This window comes from Cypionkella sp. (genome assembly GCF_036782355.1).
Lineage (GTDB): Bacteria > Pseudomonadota > Alphaproteobacteria > Rhodobacterales > Rhodobacteraceae > Cypionkella.
The window spans coordinates 89,666-98,360 of the sequence record NZ_DAIPZF010000007.1; the positions used below are offsets into that span (position 1 = coordinate 89,666).

The following is an 8,695-nucleotide window of genomic DNA, read 5'->3' on the forward strand; positions in this document are numbered from 1 at the left end:
GGCGCATTGAGGCGGAACCGATAGCAGACTATATAGAGGGGCGCAAAGACAGGACGACAAGCCCGATGACCGAAGAAAATACCACCCATTTCGGATTTCAGACCGTGCCAGAGGCCGATAAGGCCGGCATGGTGCATGGGGTCTTTACCAATGTGGCCAGCAAATACGACATTATGAACGATCTGATGTCGGGCGGCATGCATAGGCTTTGGAAAGACGCGATGATGGATTGGCTGGCACCCCGCGCCGGTCAGCGTCTTCTGGATGTGGCGGGGGGCACCGGCGATGTGGCCTTTCGCTTTTTGACCCGCGCGGCCGAGTCGCAAGCGGTCGTGCTGGATATGACGGAATCGATGCTGATCTCGGGCCGCCAACGTGCCGAAGCGGGCCAGATGGCCGAGCGGTTGGACTGGGTGGTTGGCGATGCGATGGCGCTGCCCTTTGCCGACAACAGCTTTGACGTCTACACCATTTCCTTTGGCATCCGGAATGTGACACGGGTGCAAGACGCGCTGCGCGAAGCCTACCGCGTGCTGCGCCCCGGCGGACGGCTGATGGTGCTGGAGTTTTCGCGCATTCCCAACGACTTGGCGCAATGGGTCTATGACAAATACAGCTTTAACGTCATTCCGGCGATGGGGCAGGTCGTGGCGGGGGACCGCGAGTCCTATCAGTATCTGGTCGAATCGATCCGCAAGTTTCCAGACCAAGAGACCTTTGCCAGCATGATCCGCATGGCGGGCTTTGATCTGGTGAAATATCGCAATCTGACAATGGGGATCGCCGCGCTGCATTCGGGCTGGAAACTGTGAGGGGCCCCCATAATATTTGGCGGCTGATCCGCACCGGCGCCACATTCGAGCGCACGGGTGCGATGGCGCTTGCGCTAGAGGCGATGGAAGTGCCGCCGCGCCTGCGCTTTGCCGCACGGCTTTTGGGCTGGCCTTTTAAGTGGTTGGGCCTGCGCGGTGACCCTGCTTTGCCGCCGGTGACGCGCGCGCTGACCGCCCTTGGCCCGGCCTATATCAAATTTGGCCAAGTGCTTTCGACACGCCCAGATATCGTTGGCGCGGAATTGGCGCAGCAGCTGAAATACCTGCAAGACCAGCTGCCGCCATTTTCGACGGCTGTGGCAAAAGCCATGGTGGCCGAAGAATTGCGCCTGCCGGTGGATGCGGCGTTTTCCAGCTTTTCCGAACCGGTTGCCGCCGCGTCGATTGCGCAGGTGCATCGCGCGACTTTGGCTGAAAATGGCCGCGATGTTGCGGTGAAGGTGCTGCGTCCGGGCATCGAGCGGGCCTTTCGCAAGGATGTCGACGCGTTTTATTTCGCCGCCCGCGCGATTGAATTTCTGTCGCCCGCCTCGCGCCGCCTGCGGCCAATGGATGTGATCACGCATTTCGACGGCGTGGTGAAAGGCGAGTTGGATCTGCGGCTTGAAAGCTCTGCGGCGTCGGAATTTGCCGATAATACCAAATCCGACGCGGGCTTTCAGGTGCCGCGGGTGATTTGGACGCTGTCTGGGCGATCTGTGATGACGCTGGATTGGGCCGAGGGGATCAACCTTGCCGATAACGCCGCCTTGGATGCGGCGGGGGTCGATCGTCAGGCCTTGGCCGCGCGGGTGTTGCAACTGTTCCTCAGCCATGCGCTGCGCGATGGGTTTTTTCACGGCGATATGCACCAAGGCAACCTGAAGGTCGCGGCAAATGGCGATTTGATTGCCTATGATTTCGGCATCATGGGGCGAATCGACGAATACACCCGCCGGGTCTATGCCGAGATTCTGATGGGCTTTATCGGCAAGGATTACCGCCGTGTCGCCGAGGTGCATTTCGAGGCGGGCTATGTGCCCCCCGATCGTGACATTGACGAATTTGCCCGCGCCTTGCGGGCGGTGGGTGAACCGATTTTCGGGCTGGATGCAACGCAGGTCTCGATGGCGCGGCTGCTGTCCTATCTGTTTGAAGTCACAGAGAGATTCGGCATGGAAACCCGCACCGAGCTGATTTTGTTGCAGCGCACGATGGTTGTCGTCGAAGGCGTGGCGCGCGGCTTGGATCCGCATATCAACATCTGGCAAGTCGCCAAGCCGGTTGTCGAATCCTATGTCAGCCGCAATGTTGGACCCTTGGCCCTGATCCGTGATTTGGCGCAGACGGCGCGCGTCTTGGGCCGTTTTGGCCCGCGACTGCCACGAATGATGGAATCGCTGTTGATCGCGCAGGCGGCCCCACCTTTGACCGTTGATACCCAGCCGCGCTTGTTTGGCGCGCGCGGTGTCGCGGCGGTAGTGCTGGTCTTCGCGCTGGGGATTTGGTTGGGCAAGCTGCTGTAATCACGGCACCCTTAACGCTGTCACATCCGTAGAGGCAACCTCGACCCCGCCTTGCAGAATCAAGGTGGTCTTGCCGCCACTGCCGCCGCGAGCTTCCAGAATTGGCGCGTAGGATTCTACCTGACCGTCAGCCTTGATGATCTGCCCCTCGCGGTAGCTTTCAAGGTGAAGCCTATAGGTGCCTGTTGGCAAAGGATTGCCCGCGATACCTGCGCCAAGCCATTGATAAGAAGTATCCTTTAATGGAACATCTTCGCGTCCAACGGTATTGCCATTGGCATCGGTTGCAACCAGAACCGCTCGATCGGCGAGCGGATCTGCGGCATAGCTGATCGTTACCGGCTTGGCGTTCATATAGACGGGTGCCGCCGAGCGCGCCTCTTGCCCGACCCAACCTGCAAGCTGCGCCATGCCCAAAACCCCGAACTGGCTGCCAAGACTGGCAAGCAATTCGTTGGTCTTGACCTGTTGTTCGACGCCCGAAAAGGTTGCCAGCTGCACCGCAAAGGCCGAAGAATCGGTGGGATTCATTGGGTCTTGGTTTTGCAGTTGCGTCGTCATCATCTTGAGAAAGGTGGTGTAATCGGTAGAAATCTTGGCCGCGTCTTGCGCCGAAACGCTGGTTGACGCTGGGGATGTAGACACAGGGGAAACAGCAGTCGTGACCATGTATTTTCCTTTCAAAGCCGGAGGTTAAGGCCTTGCGCTTGGCCTAACGACGGTGCTGGCGGGGCTGGACGTGCAATTTGTGGCGCCACGCTGAAATCGTCAGGCTGCGAAAAGGCCGCAGGAGGGTGTTGTTGCGGTTGGGGCTGTTGGCCCCATTGGCCGAAATCCAGCGATGCGCCTGAAAATCCTGCTTGGCGAAATTCGCGCAGCAAGTCGTCGCCATTGCGGCGCAGCATATCCATGGTTTCGGGGCGTTCAGCGCTTAGAAAAATTGAGACGGAATCGCCAGAATGCCGAATCTGAAAGCGCACATGTCCCAGTTCTTCGGGGGAAAGCAAAACCTCAACCTGTTTTTGTAATGCGCTTGGCGCATGGGTCAAAAGCTGGCTGTGCAACGGTGCAGCGGGGGGGGCTACGGGCAAGCGGCTGGTGGTTTCGGGCTGCGATGTGCTGAATTGATTTTGCGACAGCGGCCCAATCTCTGGGTTTTGAGGCTGCTCGGCTGCAATCTGCGGGTCTGGCACCGCTGCTTGCGGCAAAAAACCTGCTGGGGTGTCAGATTTTGACGCTGTAACCGCTGGTGCGGCCTCTAAGCGCGACCAATGTGGGGTTGGCGCCGATGATCTGGCGCTTGCGCTTTGCGGAATTTGCACGACAAGGCCTTGGGAGGCTGCCAGCGCGACCACCTCAGTTGAAACAGCCTGTGCGGTTGCAACACCGGTGGCCGTTGGCTGAGACTCCGTCTTTGCTTTGGCCTTCGCGCGGGGATCCGAGGCTGCAAGCGCCTCTGCCAGTGGGGGTGGGGCATCAATATCTGCTGCCACGGGCAGCGGTTTTGCCTGATCTTGCTGAAGGGCTGCCTCCGCCTCTGGTGCTGCGGAAGAAGATTTTGGTTCTAAAACAATCGTTTGCAGTTGGTTGCTTGGCTCGACCGATAAGGTTTGCGCGGCGGACTCGGCCTTTGTCTTTTGCACGGCGGCGGTGAGGGCGACTTCGGCAAGGCTGTTTCCTGCCTCTGGCAATACCCCTGCAAAGGGAGGTTGCGATGCCTGCTCGACCCTTGCCAAGGCTTGTTCGACCTCTGGTAGGGCGATTGCGACATCTTCTGTCGCCTCTGGCAGGGCTTGCATGGGCTGAGCCGAGGGAGGGGGTACAACCAGACCCGCGATCTGCGCCATTAGCAACAGCGCGTCATCCACCGGCGGATCGGTGGTTACATCCGCCAAATCCATCCAGCCGCGGAAATCCGTATCGGCATCCTTGCCATCCGGTTGAGCCGCCCCTGCGAGCGGTGCTGCCAGCGCGGGGCCAGCAAAGAGGAGAGAGGTTTGTTGAATCATGTGACACCGACTTCTGCCGCGAATGTCTGCAGTATTTGCGCGATTGGTTACCACCTGTTTACCGGCATCAAAGATATTCAAGAAAATCCGACTCAAAAGGAGACCCAGATGCAGACCCCGCTGATTGGCGCCAATTTCAAACCGCCCGTGCCCAAGCCTGACAGCCCTTTGATGCAAAAAGCCAAAGAGTTAGAGGCGAGTTTTCTGTCTGAAATGCTGGGCCACGCCGGGCTTGGGGCCAGCGAGGGCAGCTTTAGTGGCGGCATCGGCGAGGAGCAGTTTGCTTCGTTTTTACGGGATGCGCAGGCCAAACAGATGGTTGCGCATGGGGGAATTGGGTTGGCAGAGCAGCTTTTTCACGCAATGTCGAAAGGACAAAATAATGCAGATTGATGCTAATATTGAAGGATTGATGGACGCAATGCATGCCGCACTTTTGTCGGCGAACTTTGAGCAGTTGCAACAGCTGGCCCCTGATCTGGAGGCTGCCATTTTGGGCCTTGGCCAAGAGGAAGATCGGAAAACTTTGACGCGTTTGCAGGCAAAGTCTGAGCGCAATGCAGCGGCAGCTCTGGCGGCCGGCAAGGGGGTGCGTGCCGCGATCCAGCGTTTGGAAGAGGTTCGTGAAAATGCAATGGGATTAGTAACTTACGATGAAAATGGCAAACGGCCGCAGCCTGCTGGTGGCGGCGAGTTGTCGCGCAGGCTCTGAAGGTTTGCCTCAAATCCTGCGCATCTCGCTTGGCAGAATTAAGACTTCGTTAGGATTTTCACCCCCAATTTGCCTCTGCATCCCACGACGGGGTGGCGCCTTCAGAGACGGTCTGATCGCAGCGGATAGAAAGCCTTATCTGCCGTCCATCGTGGCGGTGTCAAAGCTTGGCGCAAAGCGTCAGCGGAATACGAAGGAAGTAAACGATGTCGTCTATTTTGACCAACAACAGTGCCATGGTTGCGCTGCAAACCATGAAAACCATCAACAAAAGCATGAACGCCACACAGTCGCAGATTTCGACAGGGAAATCTGTTGCAACTGCGAAAGACAATGCCGCGGTCTGGGCCATTTCGAAGTCTATGGAATCTGATGTTCAGGGTTTCAAAGCCATCTCAGATAGCCTTAACTTGGGTTCTTCGACGATTTCTGTCGCACGCCAAGCCTCGGAAACCGTCACTGATCTGCTGACCCAAATCAAAGGCAAGATCGTTGCGGCACAAGAATCGAACGTCGACCGTGGTAAAATCCAAACCGACGTTGCTGCTCTTAAAAACCAAATCGATTCGGTTGTGGGGGCAGCACAGTTCAACGGCCTGAACCTTGTGAACAACGCCAGCAACATCGACATTCTGTCGTCGTTGGATCGCAGTGCAACCGGTGTTGCGGCGTCGAATATCACCGTGGCGGGGCAGAATCTGTCGACCGGTGCTTATGCTGCGAATGATGTTTTCGCGGCCGGCACGGCCAGCCTTGTTTCGGGCGATGGTGATACTTTTGTCATGACCTTGGATGCGGCCAGCGGCACTGACGAAATCTTGATCCAAGATGGCGCAACCGCTTGGGCGGCTGGCGATAAGATCAGCATGACGATCGGCAAGCAAACGGCAAGCTACACCGTTACCGACGCTGATCTTTCGGGCACCAACGTCACGGCGGATCTGGTCGCAATCGGCATGAAAAATGCGATTGATGCCCTGGGTGTAACCGGTTTGACGGTCAGCTATGATCCTCAAGCTCCTGGGAGCCTTGCGTTTACAACGGGCGCCGGTACCGCAAGCGCCTCGAACGACCTGACCATCACTGGCCAGTTCACCAACGCAAGCGCTGGTGGCCTGGGCGCGCTGAATGCGATTGACGTCTCGACCTTGGGCGGCGCGCAGACCGCCCTTGGTAATATCGAAAGCTTGCTTTCGACGTCGATCACAGCCGCTGCAAACTTTGGTTCGGCGCAAAGCCGGATCGACACGCAGGCGTCTTTTGTCGGCAAACTGTCTGATGCTCTGAAGTCGGGCATCGGCGCCATGGTTGACGCTGACATGGAAGAGACCTCTGCGCGGCTGCAAGCGCTGCAAGTGCAGCAACAGCTTGCGACCCAATCGCTTTCGATGGCGAACCAGCAGCCACAGAACATCTTGTCGCTGTTCCGTTAACGGTCACGGCCGAAGGGGATTAACCCCTTCGGCCACCTTTACCCTCTTCAGAATTCCAGGAAGGAACCCCTGTGACCGCTCATTTCACCGCGGCACGGTCCGTCTACGCACGGCCCGAAGCTCCGCAAAAAACCCCTCGTTCAATCGAATATGATCTCTTGGCACGCGTCACCCAAAGGCTTGCCGCAGCTTGGGCCACGCGGACAGAGCGTTTTCATCTGCTAGCGGCGGCCTTGGATGAAAATCAGCGCATCTGGTCAACTTTGGCCAGCGATGTTGCTTCGTCAGAAAATGGTTTGCCGGCTAAACTGCGCGCACAGCTTTTCTATCTTTACGAGTTTACCGCCCTGCACAGTCGTGCAGTTCGCGATAACAAAGCCTCGGTCGAGGTGCTTATTGAAATTAACACAGCGGTCATGCGCGGCTTGCGTGGTGAAGGTGGCACCCAATGACAGGTTTGGTGTTGAAACTTGGCCCGCATGAAAGGGTGCTGATCAATGGTGCTGTCATTGAAAATGGGGATAAGCGATCTCGGCTGGCGATTATGACGCCGAACGCAAATATTTTGCGGCTGCGCGATGCGATCCATCCCGAAGAGGTGAATACGCCGGTGCGTCGGGTTTGCTATATCGCGCAATTGGTTCTTTCGGGTGATGCGCAGGCGGGGGATGCAAAGCTGCAACTGCTGCGCGGTATCGAGCAGCTGAGTCAGGTTTTGACCGATCATGACAGTCGCAACCTGCTCTCACAGGCCACCGACTATGTGCTTGAAGATCAGCATTATCAGGTACTTAAAACACTTCGCACCTTATTACCCCGAGAGGAGCGGTTGTTTGCCGCGAAACTTGCATGAGCTTTACCCCAGCCATCCCGCTGTCTGGCTATGCTGGCTGGGCCTTTTTGAAGCGTACGCTGCCAACACAGCAGGCCGCCTTTGCGGCGACCACCGAGATCAAGAATGACGAGGCTTATTTTCGCGCCAATATTGGCAAAGTCTCGACCGCAGACGAGCTGGTGGCCGATCGGCGTTTGCTGAAGGTCGCCTTGGGCGCCTATGGGCTTTCCGATGACATCAACAATAAGTTCTTCATCAAGAAAGTGTTGCAAGATGGCACGTTGAGCAGCAGCGCGCTGGCGAACAAATTGTCAGACAAGCAGTATCTAAAACTTTCAGCAGCCTTTGGTTTTGGGGATTTCTCGGTTCCAAGCACCAAGATTTCTACTTTCCCAGATAAGATCATTGAAGCCTATAAGGCCCGCGGATTCGAAGTGGCCGTTGGCAATCAGGATAGTGATCTGCGGCTTAGCCTTAACTTGCAGCGGGAATTGCCAGCTTTGGCCGCAAAGTCGAGCAGTGAGACCACCAAATGGTTGACGATTTTGGGCAATACCGCCCTTCGTACGGTTTTCGAAACTGCCCTTGGCCTGCCCAAAAGCATTGGAACACTGGATCTTGATCAGCAACTTAATGCCTTTCAAGAAAAAGCGGCGACTCAATTGGGCAGTAGCAGCATCAGTCAATTCAGCGATCCTGCGGCGCTGGATAAATTGACCAAACGCTATTTGCTACGGGCAGAGGTTGCCAATCTGTCTGCCTCAACCGGCAATAACTCTGCCTTGCAGCTGATGCAGCAGATTGTCAGCAACGGTTGGGTGCGCAACAGATGATGTTAGCGTTGCAATAACAGGGCTGACAGCTGCGCAAAGCTGCCCTCCACGCCGGTTTCGGGTGCGGATTTTGCCAAAAAGGCGTCCAAAGCGGGCCAGATCTTAATTGCGCGATCAACCATTGGGTCAGAACCTTTGGCATAAAGCCCCGCTTGGATCATCATCTCGGCCCGATCCCATGCGCCCAGGATCTGCCGCGCCTCAGCGATCAGGTCATTTTCCACCGCAGTTGCTGCCTCGGGCAGGCTACGAGAGACAGAGCGCAACAAATCAATTGCAGGATAGCGGCCGCGTTCTGCGATCTTGCGATCCAGCACAACATGACCGTCCAGCACCCCACGCAAGATATCTGCGATGGTTTCCTCCATATCCGAGCCAGCGACCAGCACCGAAAACACCGCGGTAATATCGCCCTCCCCCTCTGGTCCTGGCCCTGCACGTTCGGCCAGTGACATGATCGCTTGCTGCACCGAGGGCGGATAGCCGCCCAGCGCCGCGGTTTCACCCGAGGCAAGGGCGACTTCGCGATGTGCCT

The 8,695-nt window shown here is 57.1% G+C and carries 10 protein-coding genes and 1 pseudogene; 8 read left to right on the plus strand and 3 right to left on the minus strand.

Translation table 11 applies throughout. From position 1 onward, the window contains the following. Positions 1 to 65: 65 nt before the first annotated feature. Positions 66 to 812 carry a bifunctional demethylmenaquinone methyltransferase/2-methoxy-6-polyprenyl-1,4-benzoquinol methylase UbiE gene (gene ubiE, locus V7Q10_RS04385; protein ID WP_333867833.1) on the plus strand — a complete coding sequence of 249 codons (747 nt, stop codon included), beginning with the start codon at positions 66 to 68 and terminating at the stop codon, positions 810 to 812. Further along, positions 809 to 2,338: a 2-polyprenylphenol 6-hydroxylase gene (gene ubiB, locus V7Q10_RS04390; RefSeq protein WP_333867834.1), complete on the plus strand. Its 1,530-nt coding sequence runs from the start codon at positions 809 to 811 to the stop codon at positions 2,336 to 2,338. The genes ubiE and ubiB overlap by 4 nt, the downstream gene beginning before the upstream one ends. Here the strand turns inward: ubiB and V7Q10_RS04395 are convergent, their stop codons facing one another. Continuing rightward, a complete protein-coding gene (locus V7Q10_RS04395) occupies positions 2,339 to 3,007 on the minus strand; it encodes a flagellar hook capping FlgD N-terminal domain-containing protein (RefSeq protein ID WP_333867835.1) in 669 nt (222 codons plus the stop codon). It abuts the gene before it with no gap. Between the two features lie 11 nt (positions 3,008 to 3,018). After that, positions 3,019 to 4,347 (minus strand): flagellar hook-length control protein FliK, encoded by a 1,329-nt coding sequence (locus V7Q10_RS04400; RefSeq protein WP_333867836.1) that lies wholly within the window; start codon positions 4,345 to 4,347, stop codon positions 3,019 to 3,021. A 108-nt stretch (positions 4,348 to 4,455) separates the two neighbouring features. On the opposite strand from V7Q10_RS04400, the gene V7Q10_RS04405 reads away from it, so the two are divergent. From V7Q10_RS04405 to V7Q10_RS04430, 6 genes are all read left to right on the plus strand, one after another. After that, entirely contained in the window at positions 4,456 to 4,740 is a 285-nt protein-coding gene (locus V7Q10_RS04405; RefSeq protein WP_333867844.1) for a rod-binding protein, read from the plus strand. Beyond that, positions 4,730 to 5,059, plus strand: a complete 330-nt coding sequence (locus V7Q10_RS04410) for a hypothetical protein (RefSeq protein ID WP_333867837.1) — start codon at positions 4,730 to 4,732, stop codon at positions 5,057 to 5,059. Before V7Q10_RS04405 ends, V7Q10_RS04410 begins: the two co-directional genes overlap by 11 nt. Positions 5,060 to 5,265: 206 nt before the next feature. Further along, positions 5,266 to 6,492 (plus strand): flagellin, encoded by a 1,227-nt coding sequence (locus tag V7Q10_RS04415; protein ID WP_333867838.1) that lies wholly within the window; start codon positions 5,266 to 5,268, stop codon positions 6,490 to 6,492. A gap of 71 nt (positions 6,493 to 6,563) precedes the next feature. After that, positions 6,564 to 6,944: a flagellar biosynthesis regulator FlaF gene (gene flaF, locus V7Q10_RS04420; protein WP_333867839.1), complete on the plus strand. Its 381-nt coding sequence runs from the start codon at positions 6,564 to 6,566 to the stop codon at positions 6,942 to 6,944. Then, on the plus strand, positions 6,941 to 7,345 hold the full coding sequence (gene flbT, locus V7Q10_RS04425; RefSeq protein ID WP_333867840.1) for a flagellar biosynthesis repressor FlbT: 405 nt from the start codon (positions 6,941 to 6,943) through the stop codon (positions 7,343 to 7,345). The genes flaF and flbT overlap by 4 nt, the downstream gene beginning before the upstream one ends. Positions 7,346 to 7,506: 161 nt before the next feature. Next, complete coding sequence (locus tag V7Q10_RS04430) at positions 7,507 to 8,160, plus strand: DUF1217 domain-containing protein (RefSeq protein WP_333867841.1); 654 nt, start codon at positions 7,507 to 7,509, stop codon at positions 8,158 to 8,160. Between the two features lie 2 nt (positions 8,161 to 8,162). Here V7Q10_RS04430 and fliI read toward each other — a convergent pair. Beyond that, a pseudogene (gene fliI / locus V7Q10_RS04435) lies at positions 8,163 to 8,695 on the minus strand (flagellum-specific ATP synthase FliI); the annotation flags it as partial.